This is a genomic window from Pseudomonas sp. Irchel 3A7, from assembly GCF_900187565.1.
Taxonomy (GTDB): Bacteria; Pseudomonadota; Gammaproteobacteria; order Pseudomonadales; family Pseudomonadaceae; genus Aquipseudomonas.
The window spans coordinates 213,639-237,234 of sequence record NZ_FYED01000001.1 but is presented as its reverse complement, the minus strand read 5'-3'; the positions used below and the strand labels follow the sequence as shown (position 1 = coordinate 237,234).

At 60.2% G+C, this 23,596-nt stretch carries 22 protein-coding genes; 18 read left to right on the top strand and 4 right to left on the bottom strand.

What is annotated here, in order from left to right:
• From waaC to CKW21_RS01040, 14 genes are all read left to right on the top strand, one after another.
• The gene (gene waaC, locus CKW21_RS01105; protein WP_095192186.1) at positions 1-1,062 is read left to right on the top strand and encodes a lipopolysaccharide heptosyltransferase I; all 1,062 of its coding nucleotides are present in this window, start codon (positions 1-3) and stop codon (positions 1,060-1,062) included.
• On the top strand, positions 1,062-2,183 hold the full coding sequence (locus CKW21_RS01100) for a glycosyltransferase family 4 protein (RefSeq protein ID WP_095192185.1): 1,122 nt from the start codon (positions 1,062-1,064) through the stop codon (positions 2,181-2,183). Before waaC ends, CKW21_RS01100 begins: the two co-directional genes overlap by 1 nt.
• Positions 2,184-2,990: a lipopolysaccharide core heptose(I) kinase RfaP gene (gene rfaP, locus CKW21_RS01095; RefSeq protein ID WP_095192184.1), complete on the top strand. Its 807-nt coding sequence runs from the start codon at positions 2,184-2,186 to the stop codon at positions 2,988-2,990.
• Entirely contained in the window at positions 2,990-3,724 is a 735-nt protein-coding gene (locus CKW21_RS01090; RefSeq protein WP_095192183.1) for a lipopolysaccharide kinase InaA family protein, read from the top strand. The genes rfaP and CKW21_RS01090 overlap by 1 nt, the downstream gene beginning before the upstream one ends.
• Positions 3,721-4,473 carry a lipopolysaccharide kinase InaA family protein gene (locus CKW21_RS01085; protein ID WP_095192182.1) on the top strand — a complete coding sequence of 251 codons (753 nt, stop codon included), beginning with the start codon at positions 3,721-3,723 and terminating at the stop codon, positions 4,471-4,473. Before CKW21_RS01090 ends, CKW21_RS01085 begins: the two co-directional genes overlap by 4 nt.
• Positions 4,473-5,924 (top strand): lipopolysaccharide kinase InaA family protein, encoded by a 1,452-nt coding sequence (locus tag CKW21_RS01080; protein WP_095192181.1) that lies wholly within the window; start codon positions 4,473-4,475, stop codon positions 5,922-5,924. The genes CKW21_RS01085 and CKW21_RS01080 overlap by 1 nt, the downstream gene beginning before the upstream one ends.
• A gap of 210 nt (positions 5,925-6,134) precedes the next feature.
• Positions 6,135-6,482 (top strand): YceK/YidQ family lipoprotein, encoded by a 348-nt coding sequence (locus CKW21_RS01075; RefSeq protein WP_170948609.1) that lies wholly within the window; start codon positions 6,135-6,137, stop codon positions 6,480-6,482.
• Positions 6,483-6,635: 153 nt separating this feature from the next.
• Positions 6,636-8,393 (top strand): carbamoyltransferase, encoded by a 1,758-nt coding sequence (locus tag CKW21_RS01070; RefSeq protein ID WP_095192180.1) that lies wholly within the window; start codon positions 6,636-6,638, stop codon positions 8,391-8,393.
• The gene (locus tag CKW21_RS01065) at positions 8,377-9,507 is read left to right on the top strand and encodes a glycosyltransferase (protein WP_095192179.1); all 1,131 of its coding nucleotides are present in this window, start codon (positions 8,377-8,379) and stop codon (positions 9,505-9,507) included. The genes CKW21_RS01070 and CKW21_RS01065 overlap by 17 nt, the downstream gene beginning before the upstream one ends.
• On the top strand, positions 9,507-10,403 hold the full coding sequence (locus CKW21_RS01060) for an antimicrobial resistance protein Mig-14 (RefSeq protein ID WP_095192178.1): 897 nt from the start codon (positions 9,507-9,509) through the stop codon (positions 10,401-10,403). The genes CKW21_RS01065 and CKW21_RS01060 overlap by 1 nt, the downstream gene beginning before the upstream one ends.
• An 8-nt stretch (positions 10,404-10,411) precedes the next feature.
• Positions 10,412-11,842: a PIG-L deacetylase family protein gene (locus CKW21_RS01055; RefSeq protein ID WP_095192177.1), complete on the top strand. Its 1,431-nt coding sequence runs from the start codon at positions 10,412-10,414 to the stop codon at positions 11,840-11,842.
• Positions 11,839-12,795, top strand: a complete 957-nt coding sequence (locus tag CKW21_RS01050) for a glycosyltransferase (RefSeq protein ID WP_095192176.1) — start codon at positions 11,839-11,841, stop codon at positions 12,793-12,795. The genes CKW21_RS01055 and CKW21_RS01050 overlap by 4 nt, the downstream gene beginning before the upstream one ends.
• A 39-nt stretch (positions 12,796-12,834) precedes the next feature.
• Positions 12,835-13,602, top strand: a complete 768-nt coding sequence (locus CKW21_RS01045) for a glycosyltransferase family A protein (protein ID WP_095192175.1) — start codon at positions 12,835-12,837, stop codon at positions 13,600-13,602.
• Entirely contained in the window at positions 13,592-14,758 is a 1,167-nt protein-coding gene (locus CKW21_RS01040; RefSeq protein ID WP_095192174.1) for an O-antigen ligase family protein, read from the top strand. Before CKW21_RS01045 ends, CKW21_RS01040 begins: the two co-directional genes overlap by 11 nt.
• A gap of 37 nt (positions 14,759-14,795) precedes the next feature.
• Here the strand turns inward: CKW21_RS01040 and CKW21_RS01035 are convergent, their stop codons facing one another.
• The gene (locus CKW21_RS01035; protein WP_095192173.1) at positions 14,796-15,437 is read right to left on the bottom strand and encodes a toluene tolerance protein; all 642 of its coding nucleotides are present in this window, start codon (positions 15,435-15,437) and stop codon (positions 14,796-14,798) included.
• A 116-nt stretch (positions 15,438-15,553) separates the two neighbouring features.
• On the opposite strand from CKW21_RS01035, the gene msbA reads away from it, so the two are divergent.
• The 4 genes from msbA to hldE all read left to right on the top strand — a co-directional run bounded on the left by msbA (position 15,554) and on the right by hldE (position 20,370).
• The gene (msbA, locus tag CKW21_RS01030; protein ID WP_218274025.1) at positions 15,554-17,353 is read left to right on the top strand and encodes a lipid A export permease/ATP-binding protein MsbA; all 1,800 of its coding nucleotides are present in this window, start codon (positions 15,554-15,556) and stop codon (positions 17,351-17,353) included.
• 187 nt (positions 17,354-17,540) lie between these two features.
• Complete coding sequence (locus CKW21_RS01025; protein ID WP_095192171.1) at positions 17,541-18,245, top strand: sulfotransferase family 2 domain-containing protein; 705 nt, start codon at positions 17,541-17,543, stop codon at positions 18,243-18,245.
• Positions 18,238-18,843, top strand: a complete 606-nt coding sequence (gene cysC / locus CKW21_RS01020; protein ID WP_095192170.1) for an adenylyl-sulfate kinase — start codon at positions 18,238-18,240, stop codon at positions 18,841-18,843. Before CKW21_RS01025 ends, cysC begins: the two co-directional genes overlap by 8 nt.
• Positions 18,844-18,945: 102 nt before the next feature.
• Entirely contained in the window at positions 18,946-20,370 is a 1,425-nt protein-coding gene (hldE, locus tag CKW21_RS01015) for a bifunctional D-glycero-beta-D-manno-heptose-7-phosphate kinase/D-glycero-beta-D-manno-heptose 1-phosphate adenylyltransferase HldE (protein WP_095192169.1), read from the top strand.
• 160 nt (positions 20,371-20,530) lie between these two features.
• Here the strand turns inward: hldE and CKW21_RS01010 are convergent, their stop codons facing one another.
• Genes CKW21_RS01010 through CKW21_RS01000 form a run of 3 tightly spaced genes read right to left on the bottom strand, consistent with a single transcriptional unit; the run spans position 20,531 to position 23,514 of the window.
• Positions 20,531-21,496, bottom strand: a complete 966-nt coding sequence (locus tag CKW21_RS01010; protein WP_095192168.1) for a metal ABC transporter ATPase — start codon at positions 21,494-21,496, stop codon at positions 20,531-20,533.
• A gap of 33 nt (positions 21,497-21,529) precedes the next feature.
• The gene (locus CKW21_RS01005) at positions 21,530-22,342 is read right to left on the bottom strand and encodes an aldo/keto reductase (protein WP_095192167.1); all 813 of its coding nucleotides are present in this window, start codon (positions 22,340-22,342) and stop codon (positions 21,530-21,532) included.
• Entirely contained in the window at positions 22,339-23,514 is a 1,176-nt protein-coding gene (locus CKW21_RS01000; RefSeq protein ID WP_095192166.1) for an FAD-binding oxidoreductase, read from the bottom strand. The genes CKW21_RS01005 and CKW21_RS01000 overlap by 4 nt, the downstream gene beginning before the upstream one ends.
• Positions 23,515-23,596 lie beyond the last annotated feature (82 nt).

The window sequence follows — 23,596 nt, the reverse complement described above, 5'->3', positions numbered from 1 at the left end:
TTGCGGGTACTGCTGATCAAGACTTCATCGCTGGGCGACGTGATTCATGCGTTGCCGGCGCTGACCGATGCTGCGCGGGCCATCCCCGGCATCACCTTCGACTGGGTGGTGGAAGAAGGCTTCGCCGAAATTCCCACCTGGCACCCGGCGGTGGGCAAGGTGATTCCGGTGGCTATCCGTCGCTGGCGCAAGAACATCTGGCAGACCATCAAGAGCGGCGAGTGGAAGCGTTTCAAGCAAAGCCTTCGCGCCACGAAATACGATCTGGTCATCGATGCCCAGGGTCTGCTCAAAAGCGCGTTACTGACCCGCTACGTCAAGGCCCCGGTTGCCGGTCTCGACAAGGACTCCGCCCGCGAACCGATTGCCGCGCGTTTCTATTCCCGGCGCCTGGCCGTGGCCCGTGGGCAGCATGCGGTGGAGCGGGTGCGTCAACTGTTCGCCGTGGCCCTGGGTTATGACCTGCCCAAAGGCCTGGGCGACTATGGCCTGAACGTCGAGCGGCTGGTGGAGCTGCCGCGCGTGAATCCGTACGTGCTGTTCCTGCACGGCACCACCTGGGACACCAAGCACTGGCCGGAAGCCTACTGGCGCGAGCTGGCCGAGCGTGTCGGTTACCTGGGGGTCGGGGTGAAACTGCCTTGGGGCAACGCGATCGAGAAGGCCCGCGCCGAACGCATCGCAAAGGACTTGAAGCACGTCGAAGTGCTGCCCAAGCTGAATCTGGCGGGTGTCGGCAAAGTGCTGGCCGGGGCTCAAGCCTGCGTGGCGGTGGACACCGGCCTCGGTCACCTGGCCGCGGCACTGGATGTGCCGACGCTGTCGCTGTTCGGCCCGACCAACCCCGGCCTGACCGGTGCCTACGGCAAGTCGCAGATTCACCTGGCCAGCGATTTTCCCTGTGCGCCGTGCCTGCAAAAGAAATGCACCTATCAACCGACGGCCGAAGATGCCCGTCAGTTTGATCTGAAACGCGAGTGGCCACTGTGCTTCACGCGTCTGAACCCCGAGCGTGTCGCCAGCAGACTGAGCACGTTGTTACTGGCTGAGGAGCTGCGCTGATGCAATTGGCATTTGTCCTGTACAAATACTTTCCCTTTGGTGGCTTGCAGCGCGATTTCATGCGCATTGCCCTGGAGTGCCAGAAGCGCGGCCACCAGATTCGCGTCTACACGCTGATCTGGGAAGGCGACGTGCCGCCAGGGTTTGAGGTGCTGGTGGCACCGGTCAAGGCGTTTTTCAATCACCGTCGCAATGAAAAGCTCAGCGAGTGGATGGAGGCGGACCTGGCCAAACGGCCGGTGGACCGTCTGATCGGCTTCAACAAGATGCCTGGCCTGGACGTCTACTACGCCGCCGACGGTTGCTTCGAAGACAAGGCGCAGAACCTGCGCAACTCGCTGTACCGTCGCTGGGGCCGTTACCGTCACTTCGCCGAATACGAGCGCGCGGTGTTCGCCCAGGACGCCAAGACCGAAGTGTTGATGATTTCCGAAGTGCAGCAACCGCTGTTCATCAAGCATTACGGCACCCCGCTCAAACGCTTCCATCTGCTGCCGCCGGGCATCGCCCAGGACCGCCGCCGGCCCGCGGATGCGGACGAGATTCGTGCCGGGTTCCGCGCCGAATTCAACCTCAAGGACGATGAGCTGCTGTTGGTGCAAATCGGCTCGGGGTTCAAGACCAAGGGTGTCGATCGCAGCCTCAAGGCGCTGGCGGCACTGCCCGCCGAGCTGAAAAAGCGTACGCGGCTGTTTGTAATCGGCCAGGACGACCCCAAATTATTCCAGATGCAGAGCGCCACATTGGGGCTTGGTGACAACGTGACGTTCCTCAAGGGGCGCAGTGATATCCCGCGTTTCCTGTTGGGCGCCGATCTGTTGATTCACCCGGCGTACAACGAAAACACCGGCACTGTGCTGCTTGAAGCGCTGGTGGCCGGGTTGCCGGTGCTGGTGAGTGCGGTCTGTGGTTATGCCCATTACATTGCCGAGGCCGATGCAGGCCTGGTGTTGGACGAGCCGTTCGAGCAGGCACAACTGACGCAGTACCTGACCGGCATGTTGAACGACACTCAAGCACGGGCGGCCTGGAGCCGCAACGGTCTGGCCTTCGCCGAAACGGCCGACCTCTATAGCATGCCGCAGCACGCGGCCGATGTGATTCTGGCGGAGCACGCTTAAATGAAGTTGATGCTGGCTGAACCGTTCAAGAGCCTCTGGGCCGGACGCGACCCGTTCGCCGAAGTCGAAGGGCTCAAGGGCGAGGTGTACCGCGAACTTGAAGCTCGCCGCACCCTGCGCACGGAAGTGAACGGCAATGGATTCTTCGTCAAGATCCACCGAGGCATCGGCTGGGGCGAGATCTTCAAGAACCTGCTCACCGCCAAGTTGCCGGTACTCGGTGCCGGCCAGGAGTGGAAGGCCATCCAGCGCCTGCAGGAAGTCGGCGTGCCGACCATGACTGCCGTCGCTTACGGCGAGAAGGGCGGCAATCCGGCGGATCAGCATTCGTTCATCGTCACTGAAGAGCTGGCGCCGACTATCAGTCTTGAAGACTTCAGCATCAACTGGGTCAAGCAACCGCCGGAGCCAAGACTCAAGCGCGCCCTTATCGCCGAAGTTGCACGCATGACCGGCATGATGCACCGCGCCGGAGTCAATCATCGCGACTGCTATATCTGTCACTTCCTGCTGCACACCGATAAACCGGTGACGGCGGAGGACTTCAAGCTCTCGGTGATCGACCTGCACCGCGCCCAGACCCGTCCGACGATCACCCAGCGTTGGCGCAACAAGGATCTGGCGGCGCTGTACTTTTCGGCTTTGGATATCGGTTTGACCCGTCGCGACAAACTGCGCTTCCTCAAAGGTTATTTCCAGCAGCCGCTGCGGCAGATTCTCGGTGAAGAAGCCGGGCTGCTCACTTGGCTCGAAGGCAAGGCCAAAAAGCTCTACGACCGCAAACAGCGATACGGGGACGCGCTCTGATGGCGGGTTGGACACTGGAACCTGCTTACAGCGATCTGGCCGCAGATTTCGGCAGCCTTGACGCTGTGTTTGCGTTACAGGGCGAGCGCCTGACCCACGACCCGCTGTCCGAGGTCATCCGCGTTCAGCGCAACGGCGTCAACTACTACGTCAAACGCTACGTGGGCGCCGGCAAAGGCTTGCGGCGCTACATCGGCAAGCCACGGGTGAAAATGGAGTGGCAAAACCTCAAGCGCTTTGCCAAGTGGGGCATTCCCACAGCCGAGGTGGTGGCCTGGGGGCTGGAGCGGCGAGGGGCAACCTATGATCGCGGGGCGATGATCACCCGTGAGCTGCCGCACACTGAAGACTTGTCGGCCCTGGCCGAACGGCGCGACCCGAAGCTTGCGGACCGTGCCTGGGTCGATATCGTCAGTCGCCAATTGGCCGACTACACCCGGACCATGCACGAACATCGCTTTACCCATAACGATTTGAAGTGGCGCAACTTGTTGATCGACGATCAGGCCAGGTTGTTCCTGATCGACTGCCCCAATGGCGATTTCTGGCGCGGCTTCTGGCTCAAGTACCGCATCACCAAGGACCTGGCGTGCCTGGACAAGGTCGCCAAGTATCAATTGTCGGCTACCCAGCGCCTGCGCTTTTACCTGCAATACCGCCAAAGTACCCGGCTGACAGTCGCCGACAAAAAACGGATCCGGCACGTGGTGAGATTTTTCGAGGGGCGCGAATGACTGACTTTCTGGCTGCTGAAGACCGTGCGCTGCTCGAGCGTCACGGCCTCGGCACGTTCGACGCACTCTGGACCCGGCAGCTCGATGCCGTGGACGAACCCAACACCCTGCGCGGTGGCTGGAGCAGCGTGTTTCGGCTGGATCTGGAAGGTCACGGCTTCTACCTCAAGCGTCAGAGCAACTATCAGATGCACACCTTGCACGCGCCCTTTGGCGAGCCAAGTTTCGCCCGGGAATTTCGCAACATCAGTCGCTATGAGGCGCTCGGCATTCCAGCGCTGAAGGCGGCGTTCTTCGGTGAGCGCAAGGTCGACGGTGAAGTCCGGGCGATTTTGCTGACCCGTGCCCTGGACGGTTGGGATGATCTGGATTCGTTGCTGCAGCGCTGGTCGGATCTGAGCGAGGCGCAACACACCGCCATCCTGCAAGCCTGCGGGAAACTGGCCCGGCGCCTGCACGGCAAGCGTCAGGTGCACGGCTGTTTTTATCCCAAGCACATTTTTCTGTGCGCCACCGGCGATGGCTATCAGGCCCAGTTGATCGACCTGGAAAAGACCCGTCCGTTGCTGCTGGGTCGGCGCGACCGGGTCAAGGATCTGGAGCCGCTGCTGCGTCGGGCGCCGGAGTGGAGCGAAGCACAGTTGCGCATTTTGCTGGCCGCCTATCTGGATCAGTCGCAAGACAGTTCGTTGATCGATAGCTGGTTGGCTCGCTTGACCTCGCGGCGCAGCTATAAGGAGAAGCGCTGATGCGTTTGTCGGAGTTGAAAAACGCTGGCCGCAGCCCGTCATTGCCGTTGAGTCTTACTCTGGCAGATGCCGCCGGGCCTGCTGACTTGCAATTGCTGAGCCTGTTGCGGGTGCTGCCCGGTCAGCGTTATGTCGGTGCCGGTGTCTGGCGGGGCCGCCCGGTGCTGGCCAAATTGCTGGTCGGCAGCAAAGCGGCGCGGCATTTTCAGCGAGAGCTGGAGGGCGTGCGCCTGCTCGCAGCGCAAGGCCTGACCACGCCACTGCTGTTGGCAGACGGTCTTAAGGACGGCGAGGGTGGCTGGTTGTTGTTCGAGTTTCTGGAAGGCGCTGCAAGCCTGGGCGATGACTGGAAGCAGGTCGAACACTTGCCGGCGCTGGCCGATGAGCAATCGGCGGTTCTGGCCGAAGCCTTGGGCGCGATCGGTCAAATGCACCGCAAAGGCTTGTGGCAGGAAGATCTGCACCTGGACAATCTGCTGCGCCAGGGCAGTCGACTGTATTTGATCGATGGCGCCGGGATCTGCGCCGAAACACCTGGCCAGCCACTGTCGCGGCAGAAAGTCCTGGAAAACCTCGGGGTGTTTTTCGCCCAGTTGCCCAAGGCGCTGGAGCCGTTCACTGAAGAGTTGCTGGTGTACTACCTGCTGAGCAATGGCGAACATGCCTTGCCCATGGAGGCGCTGCAGAAACAGATCGACAAAGTGCGTAGCTGGCGCCTCAAGGACTTCCTGACCAAGGTTGGCCGTGAGTGCACGTTGTTCAGTGTCCGGCGCAGCGCGTTCGGCTTACAGGCCATCCGTCGCGAGGAAGAAGCGGCGATGCTGCCGGTACTGGCGCAGGCCGACGCCTTGCTCGATCAGGGGCACCTGTACAAGACCGGCGGCGCGGCGAGCGTCGGCAAGGTCGAAGTGGATGGTCGCACGCTGGTGATCAAGCGCTACAACATCAAGGGTTTTGCCCACTGGCTCAAGCGCTTCTGGCGCCCCAGTCGCGCCTGGCACTCCTGGCGTGAGGGCAATCGCCTGGCGTTCCTCGGCATTGCAACACCCAAGCCCCTGGCGTTGCTGGAGAAGCGTTTTCTCTGGCTGCGCAGCCGCGCCTACCTGATCACCGAGCATCTGCCGGGGCCGGACATCATCGAGCGCTTCGCCCCCTTTGTAGAAAGTGGCGATGCGCCCGAGACGGAGTTGGCCGCGCTGGATCATCTGTTTGCCGAACTGATACGCGAGCGCATCAGCCATGGTGACTTCAAGGGGCACAACCTGTTCTGGCAGGATGATCGCTGGGCGCTGATCGATCTGGATTCAATGTGCCAGCACGGTTCGCTTGCCAGCTTCGCCCCGGCGTACGCGCGGGATCGGGCGCGGTTCATGCGCAACTGGCCTGAAGGTAGTGCCCTTTATCAAGTCATTGATCAGCGTCTTCCCAAGGACATCTCCAGCGCTGACTGAATCGCTTTCGCGAGCAGGCTCGCTCCCACCCGGGATCGCGTGCGGCCGGGCTCTCCTGTGGGAGCGAGCCTGCTCGCGAAGAGGTTGGATTGGTCGCCAGGGATCAGGGGACAAGCTCTTATGAACCTTCCTACACAATCTTGGGAAGCCATGAACTGTGGCCTGAGCAGCCACGATGCTAGTTTGCCTGACGTTCTCGGAGGGCAGACTTTGACAATCAGAATGGCAGTCGCATCAGGCGCAATCTCACTGGCCTTGACCGGTTGCGGGACCGTTGCAACGGTGTTGCAGGATGATGCCGAAGCCGCCCAGGGGCTCCGCCGGCAAAAAACCTACTGTCAGTCCATCCCGCGGGTCTACAGCGGCCTGGCTTACGATTTTTGTGTACTGAACGCGCCACCCGATCCCACGGGAATCCTCGTACCGCTCGTTTTGCTGGACCTGGCTTTGTCTGGCGGTCTGGATACCGTTGTCTTGCCGTACACGATTTACCGGCAGACCGTGAATGGCAACATCCTCATTTACTGGCGGCCCGCGCGCGGCTGGGGAGCCTCTTAAGCACCACGCGCCTTCTTGCCGTTTGCAGCTAGAGGCTTGCCGCTGCTTTTAAGCTATAATCCCGCCCTTTAGCTGCCTCGCGCTCCTTGCGAAGGCACATCATTTTTTGAGGCGCCACTGCGCCTGCATGCAGACTAAAGAGGCTAGACCCCTGTGGCATTGACGATTCTTGGCCTGTCCGGCGCCCTTAGCCATGATCCTTCCGCAGCCTTGTACATCGACGGCAAGCTGGTCGCGGCGGCTGAGGAAGAGCGCTTCGTACGCGATAAACATGCAAAGAACCGCATGCCTTACGAATCGGCAAAGTTCTGCCTGGAACAGGCTGGTATCAAACCTTCCGACGTTGACGTGGTAGCGATCCCGTTCGCTCCGATCAGCCTGTTCGGCAAGGCGCGCTGGCACTACGCCAAGCGTTACTGGTACGCCCCGGACCGCGCCCTCGACGCGATCCTGATGGGCAACCGTCGCTACAAGCGCTATCGCAACAAGATTGTCTGGTGCCTCGAGCAACTGGGCTTCGATCCAAAGAAAATCAAGATCGAGCCGGTCGAGCATCACCTGGCCCACGCCTCCAGCGCCTACCACTGCTCCGGTTTCAAAGAGAAAACCGCGATCCTCGGGATCGACGGCAAGGGTGAGTACGCCACGACCTTCTTCGGTTACGGCGAAAACGGCAAGATCCACAAGATCAAGGAGTTCTTCGATCCTGACTCCCTGGGCGGCCTCTACGGCGCGATCACCGAGTTCCTCGGTTTCGAGATGCTCGACGGTGAGTTCAAGGTCATGGGTATGGCGCCGTACGGCGACGCCAGCAAATACGATTTCTCGCGCCTGGCCTCGTTCGAAAATGGTGAGTTGGTGATCAACACCGATTACGCCAACGTCATCGGCCTGCGCCGCTATAAAGAAAAGGGCAAGGGTTTTTACTTCTCGCCGAAGTTGATCGAATGGCTGGGTCCGAAGCGCGAAGGCGACATCGCCGACGAGCCTTACATCCACTACGCCGCGAGCATGCAAGCACTGTTCGAGAAACTGGCGTTGCAGATGATCGACCATTACCTGGGCGATGTGCTCAAGGAAACCGGCAAGCTGGCCTTCGCCGGCGGCTGTGCGTTGAACGTCAAGCTGAACCAGAAAATCATCGCTCGCGACGATATCAAAGAACTGTTCGTACAGCCTGCGTCCGGCGATGCCGGTACCGCAGTCGGCGCCGCCGCCTATGTATCCCACGCCCGTGGCGTACCGGTCGAGAAGATGGAACACGTCTACCTCGGCCCCTCGTACAGCAACGAAGACGTGATCGCAGCCTGCGCCCGTCATGCGAACAAACCTGCGTGGCGCAAGCTCGACAACATGCCGGAGCAGATCGCCAAGATCATGGTCGACGGCAATCCGGTGGCCTGGTTCCAGGGCCGCATGGAGTTCGGTCCGCGCGCATTGGGTGGTCGTTCGATCATCGGTTGCCCGAGCGTGGCCGGCGTGGCCGATCGCATCAACCACCAGATCAAGTTCCGCGAGCGCTGGAGGCCTTTCTGCCCGTCGATGCTCGACACCGTCGCGCCACAGATGATCAAGATCGATCACCCGGCGCCCTTCATGACCTTCACCTTCGAAGTGGCTGAGGAGTGGAAAACCCGCGTACCGGAAGTCGTCCACGAAGACGGTACTTCCCGCGCCCAGGTGCTCAAGCGCGAATACAACCCGCGCTACTACGACATGATGAAGGCGCTGGAAGTCCTGACCGGCAACGGTGTGTCGCTCAACACTTCGCTCAACCGTCGTGGCGAACCTATGATCTGCTCTCCGACGGACGCCTTGAACATGTTCTTCGGTTCGGACCTACAGTATCTGATCATGGAAGACATCCTGGTGGTCAAAGAGGGCGCGAACGCATATGACACGCTCGGCTGAACGCCATGTGCTGCAGTTCTGCCACGGCTATGACGGCCCGTTTCTGGACTGCGCCCGGCAGTACGCCAGCCTGTTCGCGGGGACTGGCTATCGCGTGACCACGGTTTTTCTGACCGGGGTCGCCGATGCCGAAGTCGCCGCGGGGTGCGCCTCCGATGAAGTGTTGTTCATGGAGTACAGCTCCAGGGCCATTCGTGGCTTGAAGCTGGGAGCCATTGGCGATCTGCGCAAGATCGCCGCTTCACGCAATTTCAGTTTCTGCATCGCCCATCGCTTCAAGCCGATCTATATTGCCTTGCTCGGCACCTCGTTGCCGGTGATTGGCGTGCATCACGCGTTTGACGATTACAAACGTGGCTCGCGCAAACTGTTCGCGCATATTTTCCGCAAGCGTCTGAGCCTGCTTGGGGTGTCCGACGCGGTGCGCGATGACATGCGCAGTTGCCTGCCGAAATGGCCGGCAGCGCGGATTCGAACCCTCTATAACCGCATCGATGTACAGGCCTTGCAGGACAGTCAAGTGTCGGCGAGCGAGGCACGGGAAGTACTCGGCCTGGCGGCGGATGCCTGGATTGTCGGCAATGTCGGGCGATTGCATCCGGACAAGGACCAGGCCACGCTGCTGGACGGTTTTGCTGCGGCGCTGCCGGGCTTGCCGGCCAACAGCCAGTTGGTGATCCTCGGCAGCGGTCGTCTGGAGGAGGATCTCAAGGCCCAGGCCCGCGAGCTGGGGATTGGCGACCGCGTCCTGTTCCTCGGCCAGGTGCCCGAGGCGCGACGTTATTTCCGTGCCTTCGATGTGTTTGCCCTGAGTTCCGATCACGAACCGTTCGGCATGGTGCTGCTCGAAGCCATGGCTGCCGGCGTACCGTTGCTCGCCACCGCGTGTGGCGGGGCGAAAGAAGTGGTCGAAGGCGTGGGCATTCTGTTCCCGCTGGGCGATGCCGAACACCTGGCGCAAGGGCTGCAACATCTGGCCGCGATGGATGAAGGTCAACGTCACCAATGCGCCGAACTGATGCTCGACCGCTTGCGCGAACGTTTCTCCGACCGCGCGGTACGCGATGCTTTCTGGCATTTGCCACACGTTATCGAACTGGCACCGAGGGGCTGATGCTCAACCGATTTCAAGGCTGGCGCGAACGTGGCTGGTCGGTAGCCGATGCCTCTACATATGCCGAAACCTGGCAGCGTTATGGTGGCAGCGTCGCGACTCATCCAATGGTGGTCGAGCGCCTGGCGCAGTTGGCCGATATTCCGGTGCGTTACCTGGCCTGGGAGCAAAATGGCGAAATCAAGGCGGCGATTCCGACATGGGGCCGCGACCTTGCACTGTCCAAGGACGTACTCAAGCGCAGCGGAAAGAAAGGCCTGTTCGACCTTGGCAATGCCGAGATCATCTTGCCGGCCGCTGAAAATACACAGGCCCCCCTGCGTCATCGCGGTCGTTATTTGTCGGCGCTGAACGAAAGCCGTTTTACCGGCATCAAGTTGCAGGCCGAACAACTGGCCATGGCCCGCACACCCGAAGAACTGTCGAAGAAGTTTCGCTACAACCAGCGCCGCGAACTGAGGCTGCTGGAAGAGGCGGGTGGCTTGATACGACCTGTGTCGGAGTTCTCCAGTGCCGAGCTGGCAGCGATTTACTGCGACCTGTTTCTGCGCCGCTGGGGTTTCCCGGCGACAGGTGCCGAGCGCATGGCCGAGGTCATCGAGCTGTTGCGCGAGTTGCTGATCGGCTCGGTGATTTTCCTCAAAGATGCGCCGATTGCGATCCAGCTGGTGTACCGCGTCGAGACGCCGCAGTGGATCAGCGTCGAGTACATCAATGGCGGCGTCGACCCTGAAACCCGCGAATTCAGCCCTGGCAGCGTGCTGAGTTTTCTCAACACCCAAAGCGCCTGGGAGCATGCCCGGGCGCTGGACAAGCCCTTGCGTTTTTCCTTCGGCCGCGCCGACCGGGAATACAAGGATCGCTGGTGCAACCCTGTGCCGGTCTACACCGTGTGAGTCAACCTATGAGCCGCAAGCAGCAATTGCTCAAGCGTCATCGCCGCAACAAACGCATCGGTCTGCTGATCGCAGTGGGGCTGTTGGTTGTAAGTGGTGTAGTGGTGGCCTGGTGGCTGCCGCTGGTACTCGCGGCTCTGGGGTGGTTTGCCCATGAGGCCTGGTTTGCCGACCACCTGTTCTATTCGCCCCAAGACGATTATCAATACAGTTTCCCGCCCTACACGCCGCAACCCAAGGTTCATCTGAGTGGCGATCGCCTGCGGCTGGACGATGGCGTCATGCTGGTTGATGACTCGACGCTGGTGTTGGCGTTGCGCATCAAAAGCACGTGGTTGGGGCGATTCATTGATCCGGTCGTCGAGATGTCCGGCGGTGATAACCCGGACCGACAAACCTTCGAGCGTGGCGTGAACGGCCTGCGTTACCTCAACCTCAGCGGTCAGGCACGGGTGTTGTCGCGCGGGGAGTTGCGCCTGCGTGGGCGTTTCTGCCGGCTGTTGGGCGAACCTGTGCTATGGGCATTCGAGCATCCGGATTACAGTCGTCAGCGGGTGATGGTCATTGCACCCCATGCCGATGACGCGGAACTGGCTGCCTTCGGGTTGTACAGCCGCGCGAGTGAAAGCTGGATCGTGACCCTGACCGCTGGCGAGATCGAAGCCGAGCACTATCGGCAGATGGGGCTTGAAGGTGTCGAGGCGTCGCGGTTGAAGGGGGCACTTCGCGCCTGGGACAGTATCAGTGTGCCGTTGTGGGGCGGTGTTCCTCAGGAGCGTTGCATCCAGCTGGGTTATTTCTGTCTGCAATTGCCTGCGATGCAGGGCGCGCCGGCCGAAGCCGCGGCGTCCCGCGAGGCCCAGCTTGGCGATACCCGGTACTTTCGCAAGTTCAATCCATTTACCTTGGGCAGTGATGTCGATGGAGTGCCGTCCTGGAACAATCTTTTGGCCGATTTGCGTGAGCTGATCGAGCGCATCCAGCCCCAGGTCATTGTTTTGCCACATCCGCACTTCGATCCGCATCCGGACCATCTATGCTCACAGCAGGCGGTGATGCAAGCGCTGCTCGGCACAGCCTGGCAGCCAGAAATCCTGTTGCATTACGCCAATCATTTGCACGACAACGATCGCTGGCCAATGGGCGATGCAGGCACGGGTGTCGCGCTGCCACCGCAGTTCGATGCTGTCGAGCCCTTGCGGCCATGGACACCTTCTTTGTCGACTGAAGTGCAGTGGCGCAAGGCCATGTCTTTGGGCATGATGCACGACCTTCAGCCCCGGCTGCCCCTCAAACGCCTTTTTCGCCGGGCCATTCAACGTTGTCTCGCAGGCCGACGCTGGCCAGCTTTTGGTGAAAACGAATTTTTCCGTAAAACAGTGCGACGCCACGAGTTGTTCTGGGTCCAAGAGTTGACTGGCAAGAGAGAGCCCAATTGAAAGTTCTGTTTCTGGTGCAGAAAGAGCAACGAGCGATCCTCGATCGACTGTATGACGGTATTGCCGAGCAGTGCGACTGCGACAAGCGTGAGCTGACCAGTGCCGAGCAGGACGACTTGCGCGGTTATTTCCGCAAGCATGTCGATGTGACCCTCTATGACAGGATCGTGTTTTTCCTGCGCTTCAAAAAAGAAATCAGACAGGTGCGGTTCATACAGACGCTGCCCAATCTGGTTATTCTGGAGCACGATGCCTATCAGAATTACATCCCGTGCAAATACACCGGCAAATTCAGTGCGCATTACCGTAAATTGCCGTGGGCGCGGGTGATCAGCTCGGGTTTTATGGTCAGCCAGCGTTTGCGTGACGAGGGCTTCGACGCGCATTTCGTGCCCAAAGGCTACGACCAGGCGCTGCTGCAAAACCGTCAGCGCGAACGGGATATCGAATTGGGTTTCGTCGGCAGTCTCAACAGCGTTGCTTATGCTGGACGCAAGGAGATGCTCGAGTCCGTTGCCGAAGTCGAAAACCTGTTGATCGCGCGCACCAAATCGGGCGAGGAATACTGTGAAACGCTGAGCCGGATCCGTTACTTCGTCAGTGCCGATGTGGGGATGGGCGAGTACATGATCAAGAATTTCGAGGCCATGGCCTGTGGTTGTGTGCTGTTTGCCTACGATCAAGGGGAAGAAGAGAATCGCGCCTTGGGTTTCGTCGACATGCACAACGTTGTGCTCTATCGAACCCGCGACGAGCTTCGGGAAAAACTGGCCGTGCTGCGCGAATCTGCGCAACTGACCGAGGCCATTTCATTGGCCGGACAAGCGCTGGTAGAGCAGCGTTATACCTTCCGTGCGGTGGGGCATGCGATTGTCGAGGCGATGCGTGCACCATTGCGCGAGCGGACTCCACTGAGCTGGAAAGAAAAATTACGCGTGTCGCTAGGGCTGTGAGGCCGGGCGATTCAACAATCAAGGGTGCGGTGTAAACACATGCTGTTCAGCGAGACTAGCGACATTTCGGTCGTCATCACCAGTTGCGGTCGCTTCGATCTGTTGAAGCGAACCCTGGAGACCTTTGACCGGTTCAACACGGCTCCCATCCGTAAAGTGTTCATTACCGAAGACTCTGGCGACCGTGCCGTAGAGGCTTGTATTCCGGAACACTGGAGGGCGCATACCCAGTTTTTCATCAACAATCCGCGCCTGGGTCAGTTGAAGTCCATCGATGCTGCCTATGCTCAGGTGCAGACGTCGTGGATTTTCCACTGCGAGGATGACTGGGACTTCTATCGCGAAGGGTTTATCGAAGAGTCCCAGTGCCTGCTGGAGGAGGATCCACAGGCGCTTCAGGTGTGGCTACGCAGCTTCAATCACGACCTGATGGTCCACAGTCCTTATGTGTTCCTCAACGAACGCAAGGTCAGCCACGGCATTCCTTTTTATGTGCTGGGCTCGCAAAAGGCAGACTGGCAGGGCTTTTCCTTCAATCCGGGCCTGCGGCGTCGTGCGGACTACCTGGCCCATGCGCCGTATGCCGCGTTCTCTGGAGAAAAAGACCTGTCGCGCCTGTATGCCGCGCAGAACCGCTATGCGTTGATTCTGGAAAACGATGCGGTACTGCACACAGGCTTCGGTGAACACGTAGTGGTTCCGCAGGAGCGCGTGAATAAATTGCGACGTAAACGTCTCGATCGACTCAAACTGATCGCGGCCCTTGTTTTTGGTCTTGTAGCAGGTTGGGTGCTCCATGGGATCTAGCGGCGTGAAGCCAGGAAAGATCACCGTCACGTCGTATTTCGGAGCAGTGCTGTGCCTGTTCTTGCTGAGCTTTGTGGTGGGCTGGTCCTCGAAGTGGACCAACAATCTGTTCTACGGCCTGATGGTCGTGCCGGGCCTGGTGTTCCTGATCAAGGAGCGAGGCGCAGGCTTGTTCAGGCAACCGCTGGCGCTGGGCTGGCTGGCGTTCATCCTGTGGTTTCTGGTGCCGGCAGCCATTGCCGGGCAGATGCAGTTTTTCAAGCATGTGTTCTACGTGATGATGTTCGTCATGGTCGTGGGGGCCTTCAGCGATCCACGGTTTTTCCGCAGTCCGGGGTTTGTGCGCGCGCAGTTCTGGATCCTGGCGTTGTATATCTTCTGTTGCGCCCTCTACAGCTGGACCACCCATGAATTTGCAATCGGCAGTCGGGTGGCATTGTTGCCGGCACGTTTGCAGAACGTCATCTACGCCAGTATCTGGCTGTTGTGCGCGCTGGCGCTGGCATTGCCATTCTGGGTGAAGGAGCATTGCTGGGTTGAAGGTGCGCTGGCCATTGTCTTTTCGCTATTTGCGGTGGCCTTTGTTTTGCAAACGCGTACAGCGTTTGTCGGGGGGGCGTTCCTGTTGGGCGTGTGGTTGCTTTATGGCCTCTATCACAAGCCGCGGCTGGTCGGTGGTGTGGCGGCGATCAGTCTGGTGGTGGCTGGCATTCTGTACCTGATCGTGCATGACGAAGCCTGGTTCCAGTCACTCTGGACCCGTGGTGATTCGTATCGCATCGAACTCTTTCGCATCATGGTCGGCGAGTGGCAGAACTGCGGCTGGATGCTGGGTTGCGGCATTAATTTCCACACCGATCAGTTGCTTGATGGCTCGATGCCTATCCAGCACCCGCACAACATCTTTGTGGCACTGGGGTTGTACAGCGGCGCGGTGGCTCTGGTGTTGTTTATCGGGCTGATGGCGGCCACGCTGTGGCAGGCCTGGCGTCTGCGTGATGCCTGGGGCATGTACCTGGCGTGTGCGCTGGTCATGCTGAACTTCGATGGCAGCTTGCTGATCGGCAACCCAGACGAGTTGTGGCCGCTGGTGCTGCTGCCTGGGGCAATGATCCTCGGGCGAGTGCTCAAGGCGCAGCGGATCGCGCTGGCATGAACCCTACCTTCGCCTCCTCCCCGGAGGCGAAGGTAGGTCATTTTTGCAGGGCGCTGTTCAGTTCTTCCGGGGAACAGATGCTCTGGGTCTGGCCATAGTGTTGCATGAAGACTTCTCCACGCCTGTCGAGCAACCATTGCCGATCCTGCGGGTAGCGCACCATGTGTTTGAAATTGCGCAGCCGCAGGGTCTTGCGTAGTGGACGGCGATAAACCCGCAAATCGGCAATGTCGATCAGGCCCAACTGATGTTCGGGCGTGAGTACGATGTTGCCCAGATGCGCCGAGCGGAAATAGATCCCGCGTTCATGCAAGGTGGCCATGAAAACCCCAAGCTGACCCCGCAGCGGATCGGCATCGCCCTGGATATCCAGCAACTGACGCAAGGTCTGCCCCGGCAGCGGATCGTAATGCACGGCATCACGGGCGATACTCGGGATGCGATAGACCTGGCGGATTGAGGGGCAGGGAATCTGCCGTTCACGCAACGCATCGCAATTGTCGGCGAACCTTTTGGCGTACGGATACCAGGCGGCTGAAGTCAGCAGGCGCTTGCGACGAAACAGTTTGAGGATCGAGCCATCCGTCAGCCGCAAGACCTTGTCCCCCGAACCATCCGCTTCAAGGACTTGTGCTCCCTCGCGCAGGGCAAGGTATCGGGTGTGATCAAGCGCTTGCATCAATACTCCGGGGTTCGACGCCGTGAGGCATGGATAGCCGGCCATGTTACCGCAGCTCAGCGACTAAAATGGCCTGTGTTACACTCGCGGGCTCTTTTCTCATACAACGGGTTCTCATGACTAGCCCTGATTCGCCTGCGCCGTCGAGCTTGAAGATTTACCTGCGCCTGCTGTCGTATGTGCGTCCGTACTGGGGCATGTTTGCGCTCAGTATCGTTGGCTTTGTGATTTTTGCCTCGACGCAGCCGATGCTGGCCGGCATTCTCAAATACTTCGTCGATGGCCTGAGCAACCCTGAAGCGGTGCTCTTCCCCAATGTCCCCTATCTGAAAGACCTGCAGCTGCTGATGGCCGTGCCATTGCTGATCATTCTGATCGCTGCGTGGCAAGGCCTCGGTTCGTTTCTTGGCAACTACTATCTGGCGAAGGTCTCGTTGGGGCTGGTCCATGACTTGCGCGTCGAGCTGTTCAACAAGTTGCTGGTACTGCCCAACCGTTATTTCGATACCCATAACTCCGGGCACCTGATTTCGCGCATCACCTTCAACGTGACCATGGTCACCGGTGCCGCCACGGACGCCATTAAAGTGGTCATTCGTGAAGGCCTGACCGTGGTGTTCCTGTTCGCCTACCTGCTGTGGATGAACTGGAAGCTCACCCTGGTAATGCTGGCGATCCTGCCTCTTATTGCGGTCATGGTGAGCAGCACCAGCAAGAAATTCCGCAAGCAGAGCAAGAAGATCCAGGTGGCCATGGGCGATGTGACCCATGTGGCTTCCGAGACCATCCAGGGCTATCGCGTGGTGCGCAGCTTCGGCGGCGAGAGCTATGAAGAGCGCCGTTTCGCCGCCGCCAGCCAGGGCAATACCGACAAGCAATTGCGCATGACCAAGACCGGTGCGGTCTATACGCCCATGCTGCAGCTGGTGATCTATACCGCCATGGCGGTGTTGATGTTCCTGGTGCTGTTCCTGCGCGGTGATGCCACCGCCGGTGACCTGGTGGCCTACATTACTGCCGCGGGCTTGCTGCCCAAGCCGATCCGGCAGTTGTCGGAAGTCAGCTCGACCATCCAGAAAGGCGTTGCCGGTGCCGAAAGCATTTTCGAACAGCTGGACGTCGAACCTGAAGTCGATAACGGCACGGTCGAGCGTGATCGCGTCGAAGGACATCTGGAGGTGCGCAACCTTAGCTTCACTTATCCAGGGACCGAGCGTGAAGTGCTGAAGAACATCAGCTTCACGGCGGCGCCAGGGCAAATGATCGCGCTGGTCGGTCGCTCCGGTAGCGGCAAGTCGACCCTGGCCAGCCTGATTCCGCGTTTCTATCATCACGACATCGGCGAAATCCTGCTCGATGACGTCGAAATCGAAGACTATCGCCTGCGCAATCTGCGTCGACATGTGGCGCAGGTCACGCAGCATGTGACCCTGTTCAACGACACCATTGCCAACAACATCGCCTACGGTGACCTGGCTGGCGCTCCCCGCGCCGACATCGAAAAAGCCGCCACCGATGCCTACGCGATGGACTTCATCTCGCAAATGCCCGAAGGCCTGGATACCCAGGTCGGTGAAAATGGCGTGTTGCTGTCCGGCGGGCAGCGTCAACGCCTGGCGATTGCCCGTGCGCTGTTGAAGAATGCACCGCTGTTGATCCTCGATGAGGCAACGTCGGCACTTGATACCGAGTCCGAGCGTCACATTCAGGCTGCACTGGATCAGGTCATGAAAGGTCGCACCACACTGGTCATTGCCCACCGTTTGTCGACTATCGAAAAGGCCGACCTGATTCTGGTGATGGACCAGGGACAGATCGTCGAGCGCGGCACTCACACGCAGTTGCTGGCGCAGAATGGCTACTACTCGCGTCTGCATGCAATGGGACTGGACACACCGGCCGAAGACATCGCCTGACCCCGACAACAGGGTGGGCCCGGCTCACCCTGTTACACTGCCGACGTGCAATGCGTCCGCAGACTTGTATCCAGATCCTTACGTTTCTTGACCAAACCTGAATAAATCCCGGCAGCGCGCTTGTTAAGGTTCCTGAACGAATTTTGGCTTCAATCGTAAGGGTCATCCCTTTCGCGCGGGTGCTGCAATGTTGCAACGATATCTCTGGAAGCTGTTGCCCAAGACGCAACGGCATTTCTTGCTGGGCCGGCTGTCGGTCGTGGATCGTCAGGTGGTGAACAAGTCGATGTCGGCAAGTTCGCGTTACCCACGGCCCTTCGCGCAGCGTTCCTGCCTGTTCATCCACGTGCCCAAATGTGCTGGCAGCAGTATCTGTGCTGCGTTGTTCGATGGCTGGAGCCCCGGACACCTGCCGTTGTACTGGTACGAGCAACAATTTCCCGAACAGTTTGCCAGCAGCTTCAAGTTTGCCTTTGTTCGCGATCCGCTGGAGAGGGCTTATTCGGCCTACGCTTTTCTGCGGGGCAATGCATTGAGCCAGCGTGACCAGGCTGCGCAAAAGCTGGTCAGCCACTACCGCGACTTCGACGATTTCGTTGCGCGCTGGCTGCACCCGGAAACGATCCGGCAGCAAGTGCATTTTGCCCCGCAGACCGACTTCCTCACCGATTCCCTTGGGCATCTGGCACTGGATTTCATTGGATATCAGGAAGACCTGGAGCGGGACTTCCGCCTGGTGTGCGAACAGTTGGGGCACGGGACGCCGTTACCTCATATCAATGGTTCGGATCATCGAAGCCCCGGTCCTGCCCGGGAATTCTGTTCGACGCGAACCCGTCGTCTGGTTCGTCGGGTGTACCAGCGTGATTACGAGTTGCTCGGTTATGAATGAAGTGCTGCCGATACCGGATCCGGGGATCAGGCCCTATGCACTATCGCTGTCGAGCGCCGAACGTGCCGCGCTCAAGTCGCAACGTCCGCGGTGTCTTTGGCTGACAGGGTTGTCGGGGGCGGGCAAATCGACCCTGGCCAATGCCCTGGAGCTGCAACTCAATCAACGTGGACTGCACACCTTTGTACTCGATGGCGATAACCTGCGAGCCGGTCTTTGCCGTGATCTGGGCATGGGGGCCGACTGTCGTCGGGAAAACATCCGGCGTATGGCCGAGGTGGCGCGACTGATGGTGGAAGCCGGCCTGATTGTAATTGTGGCGGCGATCTCGCCGTTCCGGGTCGAGCGTGAGGCGGCGCGGCGGCTGTTCGCCGAGGGCGATTTCATTGAAGTGTATGTGAGCACGCCGTTCGCGGTTTGCGCACAGCGCGACCCCAAAGGCTTGTACCTGGCGGCCCGGCAAGGACGGATCAAGGACTTCACGGGCGTCGATAGCCCATATGAAGCCCCGCGGCATGCGGAGTGCGAGATTGATACCCAGACGCTGGATATGCCGCAGGCGTGCCAGCGCATGACGGAGATTCTGCTCAAAAATTGACCGGAAAACTACGCTGTTTTATCCCGTTGCAGCCATCGCACAAGCGGGTGCCTGCCCTGTGTTAATATCGCGCCCCTGTTCATTTTGTATGTGGGTTGCTCCATGAAGTTGTCCATGCCGCGATTCGATCAAGCCCCTGTCTTGGTGGTCGGCGATGTCATGCTCGACCGTTACTGGCATGGTGGTACCTCACGGATTTCCCCTGAGGCGCCGGTACCGGTAGTGAAGGTCGATCACATCGAGGACCGCCCGGGCGGTGCCGCCAACGTTGCGTTGAACATTGCCGCCCTCGGCGCCCCAGCCTCGCTGGTTGGCGTGACCGGCGACGATGAAGCCGCCGACAGTCTGGCCAATAGCCTCAAGGGTGCCGGTGTGCGGGCGCTCTTTCAGCGCGTTGCGCACCAGCCGACCATCGTCAAGCTGCGGGTCATGAGTCGTCACCAGCAACTGCTGCGTATTGACTTTGAAGAGCCGTTCGCCACCGACGCGCTCGAACTGGCGGCGCAAGTCGACGAGTTGCTCGAAGGCATCAAGGTGCTGGTGCTGTCCGACTACGGCAAAGGCGCGCTGAAAAATCACCAGGTCTTGATCCAGGCCGCCCGTGCCCGAGGTATTCCGGTACTGGCCGATCCCAAGGGCAAGGATTTCTCGATCTACCGCGGTGCGAGCCTGATTACGCCGAACCTCAGCGAATTCGAAACCATCGTCGGTGGTTGTGCCGATGAGCACGAATTGGTGAGCAAGGGCGCGCAGTTGATGCACGACCTGGAGCTTGGGGCCTTGCTGGTGACCCGTGGCGAACACGGCATGACCCTGTTGCGCCCGGATCATCCGGCGCTGCACCTGCCGGCCCGCGCCCGTGAAGTGTTCGACGTGACCGGTGCCGGCGACACGGTGATTTCTACCCTGGCGGCGGCGATTGCCGCAGGCGAGGAGCTGCCTCACGCGGTCGGCCTGGCCAACCTGGCGGCGGGCATCGTGGTCGGCAAACTCGGTACGGCGGCCATCAGCGCGCCGGAGTTGCGTCGTGCCATTCAGCGTGAAGAAGGTTCGGAGCGCGGCGTGCTGGGTCTCGAACAACTGCTGCTGGCTGTCGACGATGCCCGTGCGCACAACGAGAAGATTGTCTTCACCAACGGCTGCTTCGACATCCTGCACGCCGGTCACGTGACATACCTTGAGCAGGCGCGGGCGCAAGGCGATCGTCTGATCGTCGCGGTCAATGACGATGCGTCGGTCAGCCGCCTGAAAGGGCCGGGTCGGCCGATCAACAGTGTCGACCGGCGCATGGCCGTGCTGGCCGGTCTGGGCGCGGTGGACTGGGTGATCAGCTTCCCGGAAGGCACCCCGGAAAACCTGCTGCGCGAGGTCAAGCCGGACGTGCTGGTCAAGGGCGGGGACTACGGGATCGATCAAGTCGTCGGCGCAGACATCGTGACCGCTTACGGCGGGACGGTGAAAGTGCTGGGTTTGGTGGAAAACAGCTCAACGACCGCGATCGTCGAGAAGATCCGCAAGTCCGAATAGTGTGTGGTCAATGTGGCGAGGGAGCTTGCTCCCGTTCGGCTGCGAAGCAGTCGTAGATCCATTGCATGCGGTGTGCCTGGCACATCGCGGTTGCAAGTTTCAGGGCCGCTTCGCAGCCCCACGGGAGCAAGCACCCTCGCCACAACAGCGTCCTACCTGCTTATCGTGCCGCCTTGCGCGGCACAATCTTCTTCAGCAGCTGTTTCGCCTTTCCGCGTAACAGCGCCAGACCTGAATCCTTCCCCGGCGGGGTCAAACCCTGCTGCCTGACCCAATCCTTCCAGCGAATCCGCTCATCCTTGACCAGCCAGCCTTCTTGTCGGGCAAAGCTTTCGGCCAGGTACAAGCCGCGCGTACTTGCCGGGTGCAGTTGATCCTTTTTCAAGGTGTAGAGCTCGGCCAGAGGGTGGCCGTCCTGCAAGGGCATCAGGTATAGATCGGGGCGCTTGCGATCCAGTCGGGCCACCAATTGATCGCCCTCCAAACGTTCGTCGACATGGAACAGACTCAAGGATTTGGCTTCCTTGGGTACGTCCAGGCGCAGATCATAGATAAGTTGCAGTGACGCCGTCGGCAGGTGCACATAGGCCCGTGGTCGTTCGATCAGCGGCAGTTTGGCGCAACGCACCGGTCGTGCCGAGCCGGACAGTGATGTCAGGCGAAACGGCATGGCTTCGCGGTAATGCAGGGCTGAAGAGTAGGGCGCCGGTAGCCAGGTATCGTGGAAGCGCCCGCCGAGCCAGCCTTCCGGGGTTTCCAGCAGGCATTCCTCGGCAATCTCCTGGATCGCGGTGTGCAGCGGCAGATTCAGTTCATGTGCCGGTACATAACCGGAAATCAGCTTTAGCACCACGTCGCCACGGTCCTGCCGACGTTGCCTCACTAACACCCAGTAGTCGCGATTCTGCCAATGCAGCGTCAGGCGCACTGAAACCCCGAGGTTGGCCAGTTCGAGGGCAAACCGCTCGGTGTCCCCGACCGTTACGGGGCGGCGACGCTGGAGGATCTGGGAGAAATTGAGCGGTCTCCCGACGCTCTGATAACTCAGGCCTTCGGGAGTCGCTTCGACGAATAACGGCAGGGTCTTGAAGTTGCTCGGGTTCTTTCTTATGAGCGTACGCGGCATGTCGGCTCCTGCTTAAGGCCGCGTGGGGCGGCATCAGTTGCTACGTAGGACCTGGGCAACGGTCGCGACGTTGTGGGCGAGGTGCAGCGGATTGATGGTCCCGACAATAGCACTGGCAACACCCGGATGTTCGAACAACAGCTCGAAACTCGCGCGCACCGGATCCACCCCCGGGCTCAGGCACACGTGACCGCTGGCGAGGGCTTTTTTCACCAGAATGGCCTTGCCGTGAGCAGCAGCATAGTCAATGACGGGCTTTTCGGTCTGTTCGTTCAGATTGTAGGTGACCATCGCGCAATCACCTTGCTCCAGAGCCTTCAAACCGCCTTCGACGGTTTTACCGGAAAAACCGAAGCCGCGGATCTTGCCTTCGGCCTTGAGCGCGGCGAGGGTGGCATAGACTTCGCAATCGTCGAGGATCGCCAGATCGTTGCCATCGGAGTGCACCAGCACCAGATCGATGAAATCTGTCTCCAGGCGTTGCAGGCTACGCTCCACTGAAAATCGGGTATGCGCGGCCGTGAAATCGTGGCGAGACTGACCGTCGGCAAATTCTTCGCCGACCTTGCTGACAATCACCCAATCCTGGCGCTGTCCCCGCAGCAGCGGGCCGAGGCGTTCTTCGCTGCGACCATAGGCCGGAGCGGTGTCGATCAGGTTAATGCCCAGGTCGCGCGTGAGTTTGAGCAGCATCCGCGCTTCGTCATCGTCAGGAATCTGGAATCCATTGGGGTACTTCACCCCTTGATCACGGCCGAGTTTGACCGTGCCCAGGCCCAGGGGTGATACCAGCAGGCCGGTGCTGCCAAGGGGGCGATGCAGGTCGTGCAGGGTCGGTTGGCTCATGGCAGCAGTTGCTCCCAGGCAGGCACACCCATCGGCGGCTTTGGCAGGGGCGGCAATTCGGATGTCGGGCCGGGTCGAATGCCATCATGCTCAAGGCTTGCGATTACCCGATCGGCAAAGTCCGGCGCCAGTGCCAGTTTGGTCGGCCAGCCCACCAGCAGTCGACCTTCCTCGGCCAGGAACGCATTGTCAGGGCGGGTCAGCCCCGTTTGCAGGGGCTCGGCACGATCCACGCGCAAGGTAGCCCATTGCACGGTGCTCAAGTCGATCCAGGGCAGCAACTGGCCGAGTTCTTTCTGGGCGGTGGCGATTTGTTCGGCGGGCTCACGGGCCACGCCGTCGGTTTCGGCGATATCGCCCCCCAGATACCAGACCCACTGGCCGTCGGCGGCCGGGTGGGTGGTCACGGTGATGCGTGGTTTGGTGCCGCCGCCCAGGCAGTGGGCGTACAGTGGTTTGAGGCTCGGGCCCTTGGCGATGATCATGTGCAAAGGCCTGCGTTGCATGGCCGGCTGACTCAAGCCCAAGGCCTGAAGCAGTGCCGCCGTCCCGGCGCCGGCGCTCAAGACGATGCGTTGCGCGCGGATCTCACGCTCGTCCACTTTAAGGCCGACGAGCACGCCGCCCTCCAGCAGCGGTTCGATTTTCTGACCGGCGAGCAAGCCATCACCCGCCAGGTCGGCCAGGCGCTGGACCAGGCTTGGCACGTCGATCACCAGTTCGGCCAGGCGATAAACCTTGCCCTTGAAACGCTTGTCCTGCAGGGCCGGTGGCAGTTGGTCGCCCTTGACCTGATCGACGCGACCGCGCACGGCTTTGCTGGCGAAGAAACTGGTGAGGTTGCCGGCGATCGTGCCGGGGGACCAAAGGTAATGGGCTTCGGACAACAGGCGCACACCGGACAGGTCCAGCTCGCCGTCCCCGGCCAGCGCTTCACGCCAGCGGCGCGGCATGTCGGCGATGGCTTCCGATGCACCGGTCAGGGCGCCATGCAGGGCGTATTTGGCGCCGCCATGGATGATGCCCTGGGACTTCATGCTCTGCCCGCCACCGAGGCTGGCGCTTTCCACCAGTACGGTCGAAAAACCCTGGCGGCGCAGGCGCGCATTCAGCCAGAGGCCGGCGACACCAGCGCCGACAATCAGAACGTCGGTGGAAATAACGGATGGCATGCAGCGACCTCAGTGTTTGAGCGAAGCTGCAAGTTTCAAGCTTCAAGCTTCAAGCTGCAAGCAAGAGCCGGAGAATATCCCT